At 75.8% G+C, this 18,393-nt stretch carries 15 protein-coding genes; 5 read left to right on the plus strand and 10 right to left on the minus strand.

All coding sequences use genetic code 11. The annotated features are described in order from the left end of the window. The 3 genes from ACI789_RS09125 to ACI789_RS09135 form a co-directional block, all read right to left on the minus strand. On the minus strand, positions 1–418 hold a 418-nt coding region (locus ACI789_RS09125; RefSeq protein WP_457008216.1), incomplete at its 3' end, for a DUF222 domain-containing protein. Between the two features lie 397 nt (positions 419–815). Continuing rightward, a complete protein-coding gene (locus tag ACI789_RS09130) occupies positions 816–1,202 on the minus strand; it encodes an SRPBCC family protein (protein WP_457008218.1) in 387 nt (128 codons plus the stop codon). Beyond that, positions 1,199–2,470: a competence/damage-inducible protein A gene (locus ACI789_RS09135; RefSeq protein WP_456917934.1), complete on the minus strand. Its 1,272-nt coding sequence runs from the start codon at positions 2,468–2,470 to the stop codon at positions 1,199–1,201. Before ACI789_RS09135 ends, ACI789_RS09130 begins: the two co-directional genes overlap by 4 nt. Before the next feature lie 126 nt (positions 2,471–2,596). On the opposite strand from ACI789_RS09135, the gene ACI789_RS09140 reads away from it, so the two are divergent. Then, positions 2,597–3,295: a hypothetical protein gene (locus tag ACI789_RS09140; protein ID WP_457008220.1), complete on the plus strand. Its 699-nt coding sequence runs from the start codon at positions 2,597–2,599 to the stop codon at positions 3,293–3,295. Positions 3,296–3,309: 14 nt separating this feature from the next. Here ACI789_RS09140 and ACI789_RS09145 read toward each other — a convergent pair whose 3' ends face one another. The 5 genes from ACI789_RS09145 to efeU form a co-directional block, all read right to left on the minus strand. Next, positions 3,310–4,965, minus strand: a complete 1,656-nt coding sequence (locus ACI789_RS09145) for a protein kinase domain-containing protein (RefSeq protein ID WP_457008222.1) — start codon at positions 4,963–4,965, stop codon at positions 3,310–3,312. A 76-nt stretch (positions 4,966–5,041) separates the two neighbouring features. Further along, entirely contained in the window at positions 5,042–6,691 is a 1,650-nt protein-coding gene (locus ACI789_RS09150; protein ID WP_457008224.1) for a protein kinase domain-containing protein, read from the minus strand. 219 nt (positions 6,692–6,910) lie between these two features. After that, a complete protein-coding gene (gene efeB, locus ACI789_RS09155; protein WP_457008226.1) occupies positions 6,911–8,197 on the minus strand; it encodes an iron uptake transporter deferrochelatase/peroxidase subunit in 1,287 nt (428 codons plus the stop codon). Positions 8,198–8,275: 78 nt separating this feature from the next. Then, a complete protein-coding gene (gene efeO / locus ACI789_RS09160) occupies positions 8,276–9,448 on the minus strand; it encodes an iron uptake system protein EfeO (protein WP_457008228.1) in 1,173 nt (390 codons plus the stop codon). Further along, positions 9,435–10,334 (minus strand): iron uptake transporter permease EfeU, encoded by a 900-nt coding sequence (gene efeU / locus ACI789_RS09165; RefSeq protein WP_457008230.1) that lies wholly within the window; start codon positions 10,332–10,334, stop codon positions 9,435–9,437. The genes efeO and efeU overlap by 14 nt, the downstream gene beginning before the upstream one ends. A gap of 309 nt (positions 10,335–10,643) precedes the next feature. Here efeU and ACI789_RS09170 point away from each other — a divergent pair, with 309 nt between their 5' ends. From ACI789_RS09170 to ACI789_RS09185, 4 genes are all read left to right on the plus strand, one after another. Beyond that, the gene (locus tag ACI789_RS09170) at positions 10,644–11,642 is read left to right on the plus strand and encodes a cyclase family protein (RefSeq protein WP_457008232.1); all 999 of its coding nucleotides are present in this window, start codon (positions 10,644–10,646) and stop codon (positions 11,640–11,642) included. Positions 11,643–11,647: 5 nt separating this feature from the next. After that, positions 11,648–13,312, plus strand: coding sequence for an AMP-binding protein (locus tag ACI789_RS09175; protein WP_457008234.1), 1,665 nt, complete (start codon positions 11,648–11,650; stop codon positions 13,310–13,312). Positions 13,313–13,405: 93 nt separating this feature from the next. Then, complete coding sequence (locus ACI789_RS09180; protein WP_457008236.1) at positions 13,406–14,182, plus strand: enoyl-CoA hydratase-related protein; 777 nt, start codon at positions 13,406–13,408, stop codon at positions 14,180–14,182. A gap of 377 nt (positions 14,183–14,559) precedes the next feature. Beyond that, entirely contained in the window at positions 14,560–15,000 is a 441-nt protein-coding gene (locus tag ACI789_RS09185) for a hypothetical protein (protein ID WP_457008238.1), read from the plus strand. Here ACI789_RS09185 and ACI789_RS09190 read toward each other — a convergent pair. Together ACI789_RS09190 and ACI789_RS09195 are read right to left on the minus strand one after the other, a co-directional pair. Further along, positions 14,905–16,491 carry a dynamin family protein gene (locus tag ACI789_RS09190; RefSeq protein WP_457008240.1) on the minus strand — a complete coding sequence of 529 codons (1,587 nt, stop codon included), beginning with the start codon at positions 16,489–16,491 and terminating at the stop codon, positions 14,905–14,907. The genes ACI789_RS09185 and ACI789_RS09190 overlap by 96 nt on opposite strands. After that, positions 16,488–18,299: a dynamin family protein gene (locus ACI789_RS09195; protein WP_457008242.1), complete on the minus strand. Its 1,812-nt coding sequence runs from the start codon at positions 18,297–18,299 to the stop codon at positions 16,488–16,490. The genes ACI789_RS09190 and ACI789_RS09195 overlap by 4 nt, the downstream gene beginning before the upstream one ends. Positions 18,300–18,393 lie beyond the last annotated feature (94 nt).

The raw sequence follows: 18,393 nt of genomic DNA on the forward strand, positions 1-18,393 counted from the left end.
CCTCGCCGAGGTCGACGCCGGCGGCGGCCGCGGCGGCCTGCGGCTGCGGGCGGGTGACCGGCTCGATGAGCGCGACCTGGCCCTCGGTCACCGCGCCGGCGGCGAACGCCGCCGCCACCGCCGGCAGCTGCGCGCACGCCCGGCCGGCGCGGACCACCCGGCCGGCCTCGGCCACCGACAGGTGCCCGTGCCCGCGCAGCCACGACGCCATCGACTTGAGCCCGTCGAACTCCGCCGCGCCGGTGCCCTCGCACGCGGCCACCGTGCGCGCCACCTCGGCGGCCAGCCGGTTCTGCGCGCACAACAGCCCGCGCAGCCGCACCAGCAGCGCCGGCCCGAACAACGGCGCCAGCTCCTCCCCGCCCAGGGCGTCGAGGTCGTCGGCCAGCGCCCGCAGCACCTCCGGCAGCTCGTCCACGACACCTCCCCAGCGGTTCGATCAGGCGTTCGAAGCCTACCGCTACGAGGGGCCTGGCGCAGAGTGAATCCCCAGGTCAAGACGCTGTCCACAGATCCACGGGAGCGGTTGACGGCCACGCTCTGGCGGAGTCCTGGCGGCGGAGTCCGGTGGCCCTCGGCACCGTCCTCGCCGTGTGGTCGCCGAACACGCGCCACACCGCGGGTTCGGCGGCCACAGCGCGTGGTTCGTCCCCGCCCGAGCCGGCGCGGAGCCGGTTCGTCGCCGCCCGAGCCGGCGCAGAGGACAGCGCGCGATTCGTCGCCGTCAGGGTGGGCGCGGAGGACAGCGCGGCCACGGACCGCCCGCCGGCATCCGCGCGTGGCTCGGACGGCGGAGTCCGGTGGCCACCCGTGCCTCAGCGGACCAGGCGGCCGATCGCCCACCGGGCCAGCGGGGCGTACCCGAGCACCAGCGGCGCCGGGCCCGCCATCCGCAGCCCGGTCGTGCTGCCGCCGTCCGGACCCTCGGCCACCCAGTGCAGCAGGTGCAGCCGCACCGGCCCGAGCGCCACGGTCCAGGACCACCGGCGGGCCGGCTCGTCCACGGCGTCCACCACGAAGGGCAGCGCCACCCCCAGCGGGCCGCGCACCCGGCCGTGCACGCCGGCGGCCAGCCGGGGAACGGGCAGCTCCACCCCGGTGATCTGCGGCGCCCACTCCGGCCAGCGCGCCGGCACGGCGTAGCGCTCCCAGACCTCCGCCGGCGCCTCCGGACCGGTCGCGTGCAGCGTCAGGACGCTCACGCCGGCGGGCCGCCGAGGAGCAGCTGGCGCAGCATGTGCATCGCCAGCGACACGGCCCGCTGCCGGACCGCCGACCGCGACCCCGGCAGCACCACCGACCGCGGCTGGTGCCCGTCCGGGCCGACGGCGCACAGGTGCACCGTGCCGACCGGCTTCTCCGGCGACCCGCCGCCGGGGCCGGCGATCCCGGTGATGCCGACGCCGACGTCGGCACCGAAGCGGGCCCGCGCCCCCTCCGCCAGCGCCGCCGCCACCTGGGTGCTCACCGCGCCGTGCTCGGCCAGCATCTCCGCCGGCACGCCGACCAGCTGCTCCTTGGCCGAGTTCGCGTACGAGGCCACCCCGCCGAGGACCCACGCCGACGACCCCGCCCGCTCGGTCAGCCGCGCCACGAGCAATCCGCTCGTGCAGGACTCCGCGGTGGCCACCGTCAGCCCGCGCGAGCCGAGCGCCTCGGCGACCAGGTCGTCGACGGTCGGGCCGGTGGAGAACAGCTGCCCGCCGTGCGCCTCGCGCAGGACGTCGACCAGCCGGTCGTACTCGGGCTGCGCCGAGGGCCCGAACCGGCTGACGATCTCCAGCTCGCCCTCCCGGAGGCAGGTGGTGATCTCCAGGCCGGGGAACTCGTGCTGCCGCAGCGTCGCCGCCAGCTGCGACTCCAGCGTCCCCCACAGCCGGACCGTCTCCTGCCGCAGCTCGACGCGGTCGGCCAGCGCCCGCTGCACCTGCGCGTCGGCCAGCGCGGCGGGCCACATGCCCTGCAGCTCCGACGGCGGGCCGGGCAGCACGACGACCACCGGCCCGGTGCGGCCCTCGGCCGGGGGGACGACGAGACCGGGTGCGGTCCCGACCGGCGGCAGCACGGTGGCGCCCGCGGGGACCAGCGCCTGCTTCCGGACGCCGGCCGCGGTCGCCTCGGCGTCGGCCCGCCAGCCGCGGCCCTCCATGAGCCCCTCGACGATCGCGCCGATCCGCCGCTCCAGCTCCGGGTCGACCGCGGACGGCCGGCCCTGCACCTCGCCCACGAGTTGCGCGGTCAGGTCGTCGGCCGTCGGCCCGAGGCCCCCGGTGGTGATGACGAGGTCCTCGCCGGCGAGGTACCGCAGCGCCCCGCGCAGGTCGTCGGGCCGGTCCCCCACCACGAGGACGGCACCGACGTCCACACCCAGGAGCCGCAACTGCTCGGCCAGCCACGGGCCGTTCCGGTCGGTCACCCGCCCGGTGAGCACCTCGGTCCCGGTGACGACGATCCCCGCGCGCACGCCCACCCGGCCGACCCTAGTGAGGTCCGAGACCCGCCGCGTCGCTTGCGGGGAACACGCTGCTCACCCCGCTAGCGTGCCGGGGGACGGACCGGTCCGCTTCCGGACGCCGCGCGTGAGCGAGGAGGAACCGTGCACCAGCCGACCACCAGCCCCGAGCCCGCGACCCTGCCGGAGACACCGGTCCGCGGCGTCGCCGAGGCACCGGTGCCTCCCGGACCGCCGGTCCAGCCCACCGGCCCCGTGGACTTCGTCCCCGGACTGCCCGGCGTCGGCGCCCCGCTGCCGCCCGGCGCCCCGCTGCCGCCCGGGGCCACGCCGCCGCCCGGGGCCACGCCGCCCCCCGGGTTCGCGTCGCCCCCCGGGGCCTCGGCGCCGCGTCCCCGCAAGGGAGGGCGGCAGGGCGAACGGACGCGCACGCGGCGCGCCCCCCGCGAGGACCGCACCGCCCGCACCACCCCCCGCCTGCCCCGCCAGCAGACCGGGCTCGCCGGCGCCGGCCTGGCCGCCCTCTGCCTGCTCCTGCTCGAGGTCGGGCTGACGCTGGGCTTCGGGGACAGCCCGCTCTGGTCGACGGTCCCGCTGTGGTCGGTGTTCGCCACGCTGGGCGCCCTGCTCGGCCTGCTGCCCTTCGCCGGCCGCGTCGTCCCCGGCGTCCGGGTGCGCCCCGAGGGCGCGTGGCGGGTGGCCGCGGCCGGCCTGACCGGCCTGGCGGTCTTCTGGGTGCTCGTGGTGCTGCCGGAGGTGGCCAGCAACCGCGGCTTCGTCCTCACCGTCGCGCTGGCCGCGCTGGGCGCGGCGCTCTGGATCGCCCCGGCCCGCCGGCGGTGACCCCCGGGCACGGGTCAGCCGCGGCCGTTCCCCCGGCCGTTGCCGTTCCCGTTGCCCGAGTTCCCGTTGCCCGGGTTCCCGCCGTTGCCCGGGTTCCCGCCGGAGTCCGCCCCGTCGTCGGAGCCCCCTGAGTCGTCGGCGTCCCCGGAGTCGTCGGCGTCCCCGGAGTCGTCGGCGTCCCCTGAGTCGTCCGAGTCGTCCGAGTCCCCGGAGTCGCCGGAGTCCTCGGAGCCGTCGGCGTCGTCACCCGCGAGGTCGTCCGGCGCCGAGTCCGACCCCGAGTCCGACCCCGACGCCGAGTCCGACCCCGAACCGGAGCCCGAGCCCGAGCCCGGCCCCGACGCGCCCTCGGCCGGGTCGTCCACGACGTCCACGACGGGAGCCGGCGCAGGCGGCGGGACAACCGTCCCCACCACCCGCTCCACCACGACCGGCTCCGGCGGCGCCACGGCCACGGTGAGCGTCACGAGGTCACCCGGCGCGAGCGCGCCGACCGGGCCGAGGCCGACCACCTGGCCGGCCGGGACGTCGCCGCGCTCCTGCGTCACCCGCTCCACCCGCAGGCCGAGCGCAGCCAGCGCAGCCTCCACCTCGTCGACGGGCCGGCCGAGGTGGTCGGCGGCGGCCACCAGCACCCCCGCGGACGCCGGGTCGGACGGGGCGGCCGGCGGCGCCACGGTCCCCGCCACTGGCTCGTCGCCGGCGACCTGGAACGCGGCGATCCCGATGCCGACACCGGCCAGCAGCGCGGCGACCGGCACCAGCAGCCGACGGCGGCGCGGCACGGGCGTGAGCCCGGTCAGCGACAGCGGCGCCGTCGGGGGCGGCGGGAGGGTCCGCCCGGCCCGGACGTCGGCGACGGCGTCCCCGACGGCGGCACCGTCGGGGAACCGGGCGGCCGGGTCCTTGACCAGCGCGGTGGCGACCAGGGTGCGCAGCGGCCCGGGGACGTCGGCGGGCAGCGGCTCGGGCTCCTCGCGGATCTGCATGAGCGCGATCTGCACCGCGTTGTCTCCGTCGAACGGACGCCGCCCGGCGAGGCACTCGTAGGCGATCACCCCGAGGGCGTAGACGTCGCTGGCCGGGCCCGCCCGCCCGCCGGCGGCCTGCTCCGGGGACAGGTAGTGGGCGGTGCCGACGACCTGGCCGGTGCGGGTGAGCGGCACGCTCGACGCCGACCAGGCGATGCCGAAGTCGGTGACCTTGACCCGGCCGTCCACTCCCAGCAGCAGGTTGCCGGGCTTGACGTCGCGGTGCACCACCCCCGCGGCGTGCGCCACCGCCAGCGCGGCCGCCGCCTGCCCGACGACGTCCAGCGTGCGCTCGGCGTCGAGCCGGCCCTCCCGGGCGAGCAGGGCGGAGAGCGGCTCGCCCTCCACCAGCTCCATGACCAGGTAGGCGAGCGTCTCCCCCTCCGCCGACACCTCCTCGCCGTAGTCGTGCAGCGCGGCGATGGCCGGGTGCAGCAGCCGGGCGGTGTGGTGGGCCTCGGCGCGGAAGCGGGCGAGGAAGGTCGGGTCGCCGGTGTACTCGCTGCGCAGCACCTTCACCGCGACGACCCGGTCGAGCAGCCGGTCGCGGGCCCGCCACACCTGTCCCATGCCGCCGGTGGCGAGCAGGGTCTGCAGCTCGTAGCGGTCGCCGAGCGTGCGTCCCTGCGGTCCCGTCACCCTGCCCCCCGACCTCGCCCGTGCTCAGCGGTCTGCCAGCGTGCCACCGCGCGCGGTGGCCGGCCTCCCGGAGCGGTCAGTCCTCGTCCTCGTCGGGCGACCAGGAGTCCTCGTCCGGCGACCAGGAGTCCTCGTCGGAGGACGTGGTCGACGACGGAGCCGTGGTGGTCGTCGGCGCGGTCGTCGTGGTCGTCGGCGCGGTCGTCGTGGTGGGCGCCGACGTGGTGGGCGGGGCGGACGTCGGCGCCGCGCTGCCGGGCAGCTGGGTCGTCTGCGGGGCCTCGGAGGAGCTCGGCGGCGCGGCCGGGGCGGCGTCCTCCTGCGGAGCCGGGGCCGCGGCGGTGGTCTCGCCCCCGGCGTGGCCGGTCTGCGGCGTGGACGTGCGCTGCGACGTCGCGGGGCTGGGCGGCGCGACGGCGTAGCGGACGACCACCTCGTCGCCGGGCCGCAGCGACCCGCGGGGCGGCTCGAGCCCGGTGACCAGGCCGGGCACCGAGTCCGGGCTGACCTGCTGCTGCCGGGAGACCAGCAGCCCCAGCGCGGACAGCGCGAGCGCCACCTCGTCGACGGGGCGGCCCACGTAGTCGGCCGAGTCGAGCGCGATCGTCGCGTCCTCGGTCTGCGCCGCCGGCCGCGGCGACGGGGACGGGTCGTTGTTCACGGCGACGAAGACGCCAGCGGCGACCCCCGCCCCGAGCAGCAGCGTCAGCAGCGGCACGAGCACCGCCGCCGCGCGGTGCCGGCGACGGACCGGCGGGCTGATCGTGTGCGGCGCGGGCGTGCTGTCCGTCCGCGGGCTCGGCAGCGACGGCGCGACGGCGGGCTGCTCCCCGCTGCCGGGCGGGGCCGGGGGGACGGCGACCGCGCGGGTGGCCGGGGGCTCGACCTGCGGGCGGCCGGCCCGGATGTCGCCGATCGCCGCCACGAACGCCGCGCCGTCGGGCATCCGCGCCGCGGGGTCCTTGCTCAGCGCCCGGCGGATCAGCGTGCGGACCTCGCCCGGCAGCTCGTCGGGCATCGGGCGGGGGTCCTCCCGCACCTGCTTGAGCGCGATCGTGACGGCGTTGTCGCCCTCGAAGGCCGGGTGCCCGCACAGGCACTCGTAGCCGACCAGGCCGAGGGCGTAGACGTCGCTGGCGGGGGTGGCGTGCTTGCCCTCGGCGACCTCGGGCGCGAGGTACTGCGGGGTGCCGATGACCTGGCCGGTGCGGGTGAGCGGCACGCTGTCGGCCGACCAGGCGATGCCGAAGTCGGTGATCTTCACGCTGCCGTCGACGCGGATCAGGATGTTGCCCGGCTTGACGTCCCGGTGGACCAGGCCGACGCGGTGCGCCTCGGCCAGCGCGGAGGCGGTCTGCTCGAGCAGGCAGAGCGTGGCCTCGGCGTCGAGCCGGCCCTCCCGGTGCAGCACCGCCGACAGCGGCTCGCCCTCGACCAGCTCCATGACCAGGTAGGACAGCGCCTCGCCGTCGGGGGTCTCGGTCTCGCCGTAGTCGAAGACGGCGGCGATGTTCGGGTGGCTGAGCGCGGCGGCGTGCTGCGCCTCGGCGCGGAAGCGGGCCCGGAACGTGGGGTCGGCGGTGTACTCGCTGCGCAGCACCTTGACCGCGACGGGCCGGCCCAGCAGGTTGTCGACCCCGCGCCACACCTGTCCCATGCCGCCGGCGGCGATCAGGGCGGCGAGCTCGTAGCGGTCACCCAGGCTGCGCCGTCCCGGCTCCACCACGGTGGCTCACCCCTCGCCTGCGACCGGCCGCCCCGTCTCAGCCCCAGGGACTGCCGGTGCCCCTGGTCAGAAGATGTCCCGCCTCGCCTGCGACTACACATGCACGGGCTCGCCGGTCGCATCCCGGGCGTGTCGCAGTCCGGAGAACGCGTCCGGTTCCCCCGACGGGAACCGCCTCCATCATCCCAGGGCGGCGGCAGCGTGGGACGGGGTCGTTCGTCACCCCTCGAAGAGGGCGCGCCCCCACCAGTCGTCGTCCCCGCGGACCCCGGGCGGGCAGGCGAACACGGCCGAGGAGGTGTGGACGACGTACTCGTTGAGCTCGTCGTCCTGCAGGTTGCGCTGCACCTGGACGAACCCCGTCTCGGGGTTGCGCTGGAAGGCGATGAAGAACAGCCCGGCGTCGAGGCGACCCAGCTGGTCGGAGCCGTCGACGAAGCTGTAGCCGCGCCGCAGGATCGCCGTCCCCGCGTTGGTCGGGTGGGCGAGGAAGACGTGGCTGGTCTCGGGGATCGCGAACTCGCCGTCGACCTGCGCGGTGAAGTCGACCGGGTCGAACTCGCGCTGCTGCCCCAGCGGCGCCCCCTCGCCCTTGGTCCGGCCGATGGTCTTCTCCTGGTCGTCGAGCGTCGAGCTGTCCCAGACCTCGATGTGCATCCGGATCCGCCGGGTGACCAGGTAGCTGCCGCCGGCCAGCCAGTCCGAGCCGCTGTCCCCGTCGGCCACCCACACGAACCGGTCGATCGCGGTGGCGTTCTCCGCCTTGAGGTTCGCGGTGCCGTCCTTGAACCCGAACAGGTTGCGCGGGGTGGCCTGGTCGGTCGTCGTGGACGACGTCCGGCCGAAGCCGAGCTGCGACCAGCGGACGCTGACCTTCCCCGCGCCGATGCGGACCAGGTTGCGGACGGCGTGCACCGCCACCTGCGGGTCGTCGGCGCAGGCCTGGATGCACAGGTCCCCACCACTGATCGCCGGGTCGATCGACTCGTTGGCGAACGGGGGCAGCTCGGCGAGCGGCCCGGGACGGCGGGCGGCCAGCCCGAAGCGGTCGCGCCCGTCGGCGGTGGTGAACAGGGTCGGGCCGAAGCCGATGGTGAGCGTGAGCCGCGAGGCGGGCAGGCCCAGCGCCTCGCCGGTGTCGTCCGGCACGGCGTACCGGCCACCGCCCAGGGCGCCCTCGGGCCCGGCGTCCTGTCCGGCGGTCATCCGGCGGGCGGCCGCCGTCCAGGCCTGGAGCAGCGCGACGAGCTCCTCGCGGCTGTCGGTGGTGACGTCGAGCGCGACGAAGTGCAGCCGGTCCTGCGCCGGCGTGACGATGCCGGCCTGGTGGGCACCGGAGAACTCGACGACGTCGCTGACGTCCGTGCCGGGCGCGGACCCCGCCGTGGCCCGGCCGATCGCGCCGCCGGCGGCCCCGGCAGCGAGGACCCCCGCCGTGCCGGCCCCGAAGAGGCCGAACAGGCGTCGCCGGGACAGGCCCCGGGCAGGTGGGGTCGGTTGGCTCATGGCTGCCTCACTGCACTGGTCCGCGGCCGGGCACGGCCGCGGACGACGATCAGCGGCCGGGGACGACCGCGCTGCTGGTCAGCGGTCGGCGACGACCGCGGCGACCTGGCTGACGGACTCGCTGAGCGCGGTGACGCTGTCGCTCAGGCCGCGCAGCTGCTCCTGCGTGAGCTGGTCGTAGAGGACCCAACCGTCGCCGGCCCGGTACTGTTCCAGCTCCGCCTCGGTGGCCGCGAACCGCTCGTCGATCTGGGCCACCAGGTCGGGGTCGGCCTCCTCGAGGTAGGGCCGGAGCGCCTGGACGGCGGCCTCGGAGCCCTCGAGGTTGGCCGCGAAGTCCCACAGGTCGGTGTGCGAGTAGCGGTCCTCCTCGCCGGTGATCTTGCCGGTCGCGATCTCGTCGAGCAGCGCCTTGGCGCCGTTGGCCAGCTGCAGCGGGTCGAGGACCACGTCGTTGGCGAGGTCGACGACCTCCTGCACGTCGGCGTCGAGCTGGTCGGCGTACGGGCCCATCGCCGAGACGTCGCCGGTCTCCCACAGCGCCTGCTCGATGCGGTGGTAGCCGGTGAAGTCCTCCCCCGGCGCCTGGTCACCCTCGCGGCCGTCGATGAGCGGGTCGAGGTCGCCGAAGCTCTCGGCCACCGGCTCGATCCGCTCCCAGTAGGTGCGCGCCACCGGGAACAGCGCCTTGGCGCCCTCGACGTCCCCGGCCCGGACGGCGTCGGTGAAGGCCTTGGTCTGCTCCAGCAGGGCGCCGGTCTGGCTCTGCACGTAGCGCTGGTAGTCCGCCGAGGCCTGGGCGAGGGTCTCGTCCTCGGACAGCTGCGGCGCGTCACCGGTGACGGTGAGCGCGTTGCGGATCCCGTCGCCGACCATGCCGGGCTTGCAGGCGGTCTCGTAGTCCCCGGCCGGCAGCTCGACCAGCAGCTCGCGGGTGAGCCCGGGCGCGATGTTCTCGACCTCGCCCATGACCCGGTCGCCCTCGGCGTAGACGTAGAACTCGGTGACCCTGCTGCCCTGGTTGGTGACCTCGAACGAGTGGGTGCCGGCCGGCAGCTCGGACTCCGCGACGTCGCAGGCGTCGTCGGTGGAGGCCACCGTGATCGTGTCCGCCGCCGCGGAGCCGGAGGCGCCCTCACCGCCGGCGTCGCTCCCGCTGCTGCCGCAGGCCGCGGTGGTCAGGGCCGCGAGCAGGGCCGCGGTGAGGAGGGGGAGGCGACGGCCACGGAGGCGGGGACTATGCGCGGACATTCTCGTGGGTCTCCGGCTTCGACGGGTTCCCCGGCACGGCGCCGGGGGACGAGGTTGTGGCGGCCACCCGTGGGCGGGCCGGCCAGAGGAAGGCGACGAGCACCGGGACGACGTAGACGACCCAGGCGATCGACTCGAGGACGGTCGGGGCCGGGGTGATGTTGAACATCCCGGCCAGCGCCGCGCCGTACCAGCTGTTCGGGTCGAGGACGCCGGACACGTCGAAGGCCAGCGTGTCCAGGCCGGGCAGCACGCCCGCCTCCTGGAAGTCGTGGACGCCGTACTTGAGGATCCCGGCCGCGACGAAGACCAGCAGCACGCCGCTGACCGTGAAGAACCTCGACAGGTCGACGCGGATCGCGCCGGCGTAGAGCCCGAAGCCGATGAGGACGGCGCTGAGCACGCCGACGGTGATCGCGACCAGCGGCGTCGCGGTGGTCGTGGCCCCCTGCGCGGCGGCGTAGAAGAGCAGCGTCGTCTCCAGGCCCTCGCGGACGACGGAGAGGAAGGCGACGCCGGCGACGGCCAGCGCGCCCAGGCCCAGGGCGTGCTCCAGCTGCCCGGTCAGCTCGCCCTTCAGCCTGCGGGCGGTCCGCCGCATCCAGAAGACCATCCAGGTCACCAGGCCGACGGCCAGCACCGAGGTGATCGCCTCGAACAGCTCCTGGGACCGGAAGTCGGCCAGGAGCGTCGTCTCGGTGTAGGTGAGCAGGGCGCCGAACAGCACCGACAGCGCGACGGCGAGGGCGACGCCGGCCCACAGCGGCCACAGCTGCCGCCGGCGGCCGGACTTCACCAGGTACGCCACCAGGATGCTGACCACCAGGGTCGCCTCGAGCCCCTCGCGGAGACCGATCAGGTAGCTGGCGAGGAACGCCTGGTCCATGCGGGACCCCATCCGTGACGCGACGAAGCCCCGCGACGGCGTCGTAGGGCAGGCTCACCTTACTCACGCCGCCCGGGATCGTTGCCTCGGTCATCCGTCCCGGTTCCGGCCGCCGGAGGTCCCGGGACGGTGGGTGTCGCGGGCCGGCGCCCGGGGGTGTGGCGGGTCGGCGTTGCGCCGACGTTGCAGCGGTACCGGCCGGTACGCGGCGAACGCTTGCCAGGCGCAACCGCCGACTGTGACGGTGGACACGTCGGCGGCCGGTCAGGGTCGCCGGTCACCTCCCAGAGCCGAGAGGACGGTCCATCGATGACCAACCCTGCCGAGCAGGCCGAGGAGCAGGCTCCCACTGCGCCCCGTGCCGTCCCGGACATGACCGAGGTCCTGGCCGACGCGCCCACCAACTGGGGCAAGTGGGGGCCGGACGACGAGGTCGGGTCGCTCAACTACCTCACCGCCGAGGAGGTGCTGCGCGGCATCCAGCACGTGAAGCAGGGCAAGGTCTTCACGCTGCAGCGGCTGATCGGCGACCCGAAGGGCGACCCGGTCTGGCCGGGGCGCTCACCGGCGGAGCGGACGATGATCCTCGACGAGTCCAGCTGGGACTCCCCCGACGCCCCGCAGTTCCCCGGCGGCCTGCACTACGCCGACGACAAGATCAACGCCTTCCTGCAGGGCTCCACGCAGTACGACGCCCTGGGGCACGTCTGGTACGGCGGGCAGATCTGGAACGGCTACGACGCCCGGACGACGGTCGGCGGGATGGACCGGGCCAGCGTCGAGCCGATCGCCCAGCGCGGGGTCGTGGGCCGCGGCGTGCTGCTGGACATGGCCCGCTTCCGCGGGAAGAAGACCCTCGACAAGGGCGAGACGTTCACCCACGAGGACCTCGTGGCCTGCGCGGAGGCCCAGGGCACCCGGATCGAGAAGCACGACATCCTCGTCATCCGGACCAACTTCCTCCAGCTCTTCTACGACCAGGGCGAGAAGTTCTACGACGGCTTCAACGAGCCCGGCCTGGTCTACAGCCCCGAGCTGGTGCGCTGGTTCCAGGACATGGAGATCCCGAACCTGGTCACCGACACCATCGCCAACGAGGTCACCTACGACCCGAACAACGGCACCGCCCTGCCGCTGCACTGCGCGCTGATGCGCAACCTCGGCGTCACCCTCACCGAGATCTGCGACCTGGAGCGGCTGGCCGAGGACTGCGCGCAGGACCAGCAGTACACGTTCCTGTACGCCGCCGCGCCGCTGAAGGTGCACCAGGCCACCGGCTCGCCGGTCAACCCGCTCGCCGTCAAGTAGGCACGATGTCTGTCTACGAGCAGCGTCCGTGGCTGGCCCTCTACGCGGAGGGCCAGCCCGCGGACATCACCCCCGAGCACGACTCGGTGCTGGCGGTCTTCGAGGCCGCCCTCGCGGCCGCGCCGGACGCCGTCGCGATCCGCTACTTCGACGGCGTCCTCACCTTCGCCGACCTCGACGCCGCCTCCGACGCGCTGGCCGTGGGGCTGGCCGAGGCCGGGTTCGCCCCGGGCGACCGGATGGGCGTCTACGTGCAGAACGACCCGGCGTTCGTCATCGGGCTGCTCGGCGCGTGGAAGGCCGGCGGCGCGGCGGTGGCGATCAACCCGATGAACAAGGCCCGCGAGCTGACCTACCTGCTCGGCGACTCCGGTGCCACGGCGCTGCTGTGCCTGGACGACCTGTACGAGTCGGTGGCCCGCGACGTCCTGCCCGAGACGCAGGTGCGCACGGTGGTCACCTGCTCGGCGCTGGACCGGCAGAGCCGCGACGACCCGCGCGTGCTCGGCGACGTCGTCCGGTCCCGGCCGGAGGGCACCCTCGACCTCGAGGAGCTGCTCGCCACGCACGCCGGCAAGGAGCCGAGCGCCCCGGCGCCGTCCGGGGACGACGTGGCGATCCTGACCTACACGTCGGGGACGACGGGCGTGCCCAAGGGCGCGATGAACACCCACCGCACGATGGTGTTCAACGCCTACACCTACCGGGACTGGGTCGGCCTGACGCCGCAGGACAGCGTCCTGGGCATCGCGCCGCTGTTCCACATCACGGGGCTCGTCGCGCACGTCGCGGTCGCGCTGCTGGTCGGCTGCCCCCTGGTGCTGGCGCACCGCTTCCACCCGGAGGCGGTGCTCGACACCATCCGGGAGCAGCGACCGACGTTCACCATCGGGTCGATCACCGTGTTCATCTCCCTGATGGGGGTGCCGGGGGTGTCCCGGGACGACTTCGCGTCGTTCCGCGCCATCTACTCCGGCGGCGCCCCGATCGCCCCCGCGGTGACCGACCAGTTCGAGGCGCTGACCGGGCACTACATCCACAACGCCTACGGGCTCACCGAGACCAACTCCCCGTCGCACCTGGTCCCGCTGGGCCGCAGGGCGCCGGTGGACGCCGACTCGGGTGCGCTGTCGGTCGGGGTGCCGGTCTACAACACGGTCGTCCGCATCCTCGACGAGGACGGCAAGGAGCTGCCGCCCGGCGAGATCGGGGAGATCGCCACCGCGGGGCCGCAGGTCGTGCCGGGGTACTGGAACAAGCCCGAGGCGACGGCGGAGTCCCTGCCCGGCGGCGAGCTGCGCACCGGCGACGTGGGGTTCATGGACGAGCAGGGCTGGTTCTACATCGTCGACCGCAAGAAGGACATGATCAACGCGGCGGGCTACAAGGTGTGGCCCCGCGAGGTCGAGGACGTCCTGTACGGGCACCCCGCGGTGCGCGAGGCGGCGGTGGTCGGCGTCCCGGACGCCTACCGCGGCGAGTCGGTGAAGGCCTTCGTGTCGCTCAAGCCGGGCATGACCGCGACCCCCGAGGAGGTCATCGCCTTCGCCAAGGAGCGCATGGCCGCCTACAAGTACCCGCGGTCGGTGGAGCTGGTCGACGAGCTGCCGAAGACGACGACGGGGAAGATCCTCCGCCGCGAGTTGCGGGACAAGCCGCCGACCGGCTGACCCGCCGGGTCGAGATCGCGCGATCTCGTACGCTCCCGCCCCGGGAGACGGCGAGAGCGCGCGATCTCGCCCCGACAGGGAGGGAGGGCGACGATGCCCGAGACCGTGACCCGCGAGGACGCCGACGGCGTCGCCACGATCACCATGCTGCGGGCGGGGCTCACCCACCAGTCGCGCCGCGAGCTGCTCGACGTCGTCCGCGAGGTCGGCGCCGACGGGTCGGTGCGGGCGGTCGTCCTCACCGGGACCGGCCGGGCGTTCTGCGTGGGCCAGGACCTCGCCCAGCACGTCGAGGCGTTGAAGGACGACGCGGCGGGCTCGCTGTCGGTGGTCGAGGACGAGTACAACCCGCTGGTCCTGGCGCTGGCCGCGCTGCGCGTGCCGGTCGTCGTCGCCGTCAACGGCGCGTGCGCCGGCGCGGGCCTCGGCCTCGCGCTCGCCGGCGACCTGCGCATCGCCGCCGCCGGCGCGAAGTTCACCACCGCCTTCGCCGGCATCGGGCTGTCCAGCGACTCGGGCCTGGCCTCCCGCCTGGTGCACTGCGTCGGCGGCTCGCGGGCCGCCGAGATCCTCCTGCTGCCCGACCCCTTCCCGGCCGAGACCGCGGCGATGTGGGGCCTGGTGCACCGGGTGGTCGAGCCCGAGCAGGTGCTGCCCGAGGCCCAGGCGCTGGCCGCGCGGCTCGCCGCGGGGCCCACGGCCGCCTACCGGGCGCTCAAGACCGTGCTGGCCACCGCGGCCACCGACTCCCTCGAGGACACCCTCGCCCTGGAGGCCCGGCTGCAGAAGGAGCTCGGGCAGACCGCCGACCACCGGGAGGCCGTCGAGGCGTTCCTGGAGAAGCGCACCCCGCGGTTCACCGGTCACTGACGGTGTCGACACGGCCGACACCGCCCGCCGCACGCCGTAGGGGGACGGTCACTGCCGGTCGGCGATGACAGGCTCCGCCCAGGTCGTCAGGAGGGGGAGACGTGACGGAGCTGGCGGGGTCCCGGGGGACGCGGAGCACAGCAGCAGGAGGTCCGGCCGGGAGGTCGCCGTCCCCGCGCCCCGCGCCGGCGCCGCGGACGGCGCGGGACCGGGGGCCGCAGCCGCCGACGGCGCACGACCGGGGACCGCGGCCGCGGCCGGTCGTCTTCACGGGCAACGTCGTCGCCCAGCTCCCGCCACCGCCGCCCCCGCGCCCGGCGACGACCAGTGACATCGCCCCGCCGATCGGCCGGACCCGGCCGGAGGTGCCCGGCACCGTGCGCGCCACCGCCGCCCTGTGGTGGGCCGGCTGCCTGGCGGCGCTGACCGGCCTGGGCGCAGCGCTGCTGGACTCCGAGGCGCTGCGGGCCCGGCTGACCGAGACGGCCACCGCCGCGGACCCCACCGCCGCCGCCGACCTCGTCGCCGACGGGGTGCGGGCCACGATGGTCCTCGTCCTGGCGAGCGTCGCCGTGCTGGTGACGGTCTCCCTGGTGTGGGTGGGCCTGCTGCTGCGCGCCCGGTCGTGGGCCAGATGGGCGCTGGTGGTCACCGCGCTGCCGACCCTGCTGGCCCTGGACGTGGCGCAGAGCGTGGTCGCCGGCGACGCCGACACCGACCGGCTAGCGCTGGTCGCCGCCGCCGGGCTGCTCGTCGTCGCGCTCGTCCCGCTGCTCAGCCGCTCGGCCCGCGCCTTCTGCCGGAGCGCCCGGCGCTGACCCCGGCCAGCCGTCCAGCTCGGCGAGCACCGCCTCGCAGGAGCGGACGACGACCGCGGCGGCGTCGGCGCTCGCCCGGCCGGCCAGCGGGTCGCCGGCGACCGCACGCCAGCGGTCCAGCGCCGCCCGCGCCGCGGCCCGCAGGTCGGCGTGCGCGGTGTCCTCCGGCAGCCCGAGGCGGGCGGCGGGGCCGGTCCCGTCGGCCCCCAGCAGCCGCTCGGCGTCCGGCCGCCGCTCCTCCGGCAGCGGGCTGTCGGCCGACCGCGTCCGGGCCAGCAGCTCCAGCTCGGCCAGGCCCGGCGCGGTCAGGCGGACCCGCTCCACCCCGGCGCGCAGCGCGTCGGCGCCGTCCACCGGGTGCTGGTCCAGCACCGTCTGCAGCAGCCGCAGCGCCGTCCCGGCCTTCACGTGGGCGCCGCGGTCGGTCAGGTGGACCCGCATCAGCCGCTGCAGCTCGGCCAGGCCGCTGCGCCGCAGCAGCTCCTCGGCCAGGGCGGAGGCGTCGGGCACCCCGGCCCGGATCAGCGTCAGCGACAGCCGGATGCCGAACAGGCCCAGCCGGTCCAGCAGCGAGGCGCGCACGTCGGGCGCGACCGGCACGGGCGCCTCGGGGCGGCAGAACCGGTCGGGGGTCAGCAGCATCGCGGCGACCTGCGCCTGGTCGGCGCCGGCCAGGGTGCGCAGCGCGACGAAGTCCCCGTGCCGCAGCGTGCGGGCGGCCAGGGCGAGCAGCCCCGCGACGGGCACCACGGCCGCGCTCACCGCCCGGACCGCGGGGTCCTCCGACATGCGCCGGGCCACCGCGCCGGCGGCGTGCATCGCGTCCAGCCGCCCGGCGCCGACCTCGTCGGCGCGGGAGAGCACGGTGATCGTGGTGGTGTGCGCGCCGGCGGCCGTGCCGGCCTGGAACGCGGCGAGGACGGCGACGTCCTCGGGCTGGGGCTGGCGGGTGAGGAACACGACCGCGTCGGCGCCGGAGAGCCCCTCGTCGGCGTCGAGGAAGGTGCGGGTGCGGGCGCTGGTCCCCGTGGACAGCGAGGAGATGCCGGGGGTGTCGATCACCGTCGCCGGCTGCAGGTCGGGGGCCGGCCACTCCACCACCAGCCGGTCCACCTCCTCGGGCGGGGTGCCCTCCAGCTCCAGCTGCAGGCCACCGTCGGCCCGGCGGACCGGCAGGGCGCGCGCCTCGCCGTCGGTGCCGTGCAGGACCACCCGGGGGGTGGCCCCGTGCAGGTAGAGGGTCACCACGCGGGTGCACTCGCCGGCGTCGGTGGGCGCGATCCGGGCGCCCACCAACGCGTTGAGCAGCGTGGACTTCCCCGACTTGACCCGCCCGACCAGCGCCAGGCGCAGCGGCTCGTCCAGCCGCCGCCGCTGCGCCCGGAGCAGCTCGGCGACCGCCGGCTCGTCCGCGTAGCGCTCCAGCGCCTCGTCCAGCAGGGCGCGGACGTCGTCCAGGACGGTCGCCGGCGCGGCCGCGGTGAGCGTCACGGGACGGCCACCGCCGCCCGGTTGAGCTGCCGCACCTCGGCGGCGAGCCGCTCCAGCTGGTCCAGCCGCAGCCGCAGCGAGCGGATGCGGGCGTCGCGCTCGGCGGTGGCCTCCTTCGTCGACCGCTGGGCGGCGGCCACGGCGTCGGCCAGCGAGCGGGACATCTCCTCGGCGGTGTCGCTGATCAGGTCGCGCAGGGTGCGCTGGACCGTGCGCAGCCGGTCCTTGAGCTGCTTGCCGACCTGGAACACCACCTCGTCGAGGTGCCGGCGGACGACGGCCTTCGCCTCGGACTGCCGCCGCTGCACCCGCTGCTTGCGGTCGTCGTTGTAGGCCTTGCGGCCGAGCAGGACGCCGGCGGCCAGCGAGATCGGGTTGATGATCGCCATCCCGGCCAGGCTGGTGACCAGCCCGGTCATCAGGACGCCGGTGTAGGAGCCGCGCAGGCCGATCAGCGTCCGCTCCCGCAGGGTCATCGCGCCGTCGTCGATCTCCGGCAGGTCGACCAGGTTCTCCAGGGCGTCGCCGGCGGCCCCGACCGACAGTGCCGGGACCGCCGCGCCGCCGTCCCGGGAGAACTGCTCGATCACCCGCTCGGCGAGCCACTCCGAGCGCTGCTCGGCCCAGACGTAGCTGTCGGCGACAGCGGCGGCGATCCGCCGGTCCAGCCACTCGGCCAGCTCGGGCCAGGCCGGGCCGGGGTCCTGGGCGTCGATCGCCTCCTCGGCCTCGCGCGTCACCACCCGGGAGCGGTCGCGCAGGTCGAAGTCGATGTCGCTCATCAGGTCGGTGACGCCGTCGGCGAGCACCTGCTGCCAGCGGGAGGACCGGCGCCGCAGGTCGTCGGCGGCGGCCTTGGCCTCCTCCAGCCCGCGCAGCAGCTCCTCCCGGCCGGCGGGGTCCTCCAGGCCGGCCAGCTCCGATCGGACGGCGAGGGCGAGGTGGTCGGTCACCGCGCCCAGGTCGTGCACCAGCGAGCGCCGCGCGAGGACCTCGGCGCGGTCGACCACCTCGCGGCGCAGGTGCGTGACCAGCGCGCCGATGCCCGATTCCTCGTGCAGCTCGCGGTCGCGGTGCTGCACCGCCAGCTGGGCCAGGGCGGAGGAGACCGCGAACAGCGGCGCCTCGACGCCGCGGCCGGCCAGGTGGGCGCGGTCGAGCTCGACGACCGTGCGCCACTGCGGGCAGGCGTCGGTCTTGGTGAGGACGCAGATCACCGTCGGGCACAGCGCGCGGGCCTGCTCCAGGAAGGCCATCTCCGGGGCGGTGAACTCCTGGCTGGCGTCGGACACCAGCAGGACCGCGTCCGCGGTGGGCAGCAGGTCCACCGTGCGCAGCGCCCGCACCGTGCCCACGCCGCCCACCCCGGCGGTGTCGACGAGCTCCAGGCCGCCGTCCAGCAGCCGCCGCGGCAGCTCCACCTCCGCCTGCACCAGCCGCTCGTCGGGACCGGTCACCCGGGCGGCGACCTGCTCGATCGGCACCGGCACCCGCTCGGTGGGGACGTCCTCCCCCGCCGCGCCGGCCGGACCGGTGGCCAGCACGAGGGTCGCGCGCGGCGCCTCCCCGTTGCGCACCACCGTGGGGACGACGGTCGCGACGTCGTCGGCCACCGGGCAGACCGGCGCCCCCACCAGCGCGTTGACCAGCGAGCTCTTGCCCTGCTTGGGCTCCCCCACCACCAGGACGCGAACCCCGGGGGACTGCGAGCGCGCCCGCGCCTGCAGCAGCCGCCGGTGCAGGTCCGGCCGCTCGCAGACCTCCGCGAGCGCCAGCGCCCGGTCGATCACCTGTGCTGACGTGGCCACGATCACCTCCTGGTACCCCGGTCCTACCACCCGTGAGGACGACAGCCGTGCACCCGGTCCCGGACGCCCTGGGCGGGCAGCCGGGACCGGGTGC

Source organism: Geodermatophilus sp. SYSU D00965 (assembly GCF_054050075.1).

Excerpts from the sequence above, each read along its gene's own strand:
- efeO (WP_457008228.1), bottom strand. The coding sequence starts at position 9,448 with ATGTCCGCGCATAGTCCCCGCCTCCGTGGCCGTCGCCTCCCCCTCCTC.
- ACI789_RS09180 (WP_457008236.1), top strand. The coding sequence starts at position 13,406 with ATGCCCGAGACCGTGACCCGCGAGGACGCCGACGGCGTCGCCACGATC.
- efeB (WP_457008226.1), bottom strand. The coding sequence starts at position 8,197 with ATGAGCCAACCGACCCCACCTGCCCGGGGCCTGTCCCGGCGACGCCTG.
- ACI789_RS09175 (WP_457008234.1), top strand. The coding sequence starts at position 11,648 with ATGTCTGTCTACGAGCAGCGTCCGTGGCTGGCCCTCTACGCGGAGGGC.
- efeU (WP_457008230.1), bottom strand. The coding sequence starts at position 10,334 with ATGGACCAGGCGTTCCTCGCCAGCTACCTGATCGGTCTCCGCGAGGGG.
- ACI789_RS09170 (WP_457008232.1), top strand. The coding sequence starts at position 10,644 with ATGACCAACCCTGCCGAGCAGGCCGAGGAGCAGGCTCCCACTGCGCCC.